Source organism: Salinimicrobium oceani (assembly GCF_012037645.1).
This window is the reverse complement of sequence record NZ_JAAVJR010001313.1, coordinates 1-328: the sequence shown is the minus strand read 5'-3', so window position 1 is coordinate 328 and position 328 is coordinate 1. Positions and strand designations below refer to the sequence as shown.

Annotated in this window: 1 protein-coding gene; it reads right to left on the bottom strand. The window is 46.3% G+C overall.

Features of this window, described 5'->3' with window-relative positions; genetic code table 11:
• The coding region (locus tag HC175_RS21980) for a Holliday junction DNA helicase RuvB C-terminal domain-containing protein (RefSeq protein WP_317172395.1) at positions 1-328 on the bottom strand (328 nt) is incomplete at both ends.

Sequence of the window (328 nt, the reverse complement as noted above, 5' to 3'; positions counted from 1 at the left end):
AAGGTGCTTGTATGCCGCTTCGGTGACTTCCCGGCCGCGGGGGGTGCGCTGGATGAAACCCTGCTGGATGAGGAAAGGTTCGTAGACCTCTTCTATAGTTTCGGCGCTTTCGCTTACCGCAGTGGCAAGAGTAGAAAGACCAACAGGTCCTCCCTTGAATTTATCAATAATGGTAGTGAGAATTTTATTATCCATCTCGTCCAATCCGTGAGCATCTACATTTAGTGCTTTTAAACTGTACCTGGCTATTTCAATATCTATCTTTCCATTACCCTTGATCTGGGCGAAATCACGTACTCTTCTTAAAAGTGCATTTGCGATTCGCGGT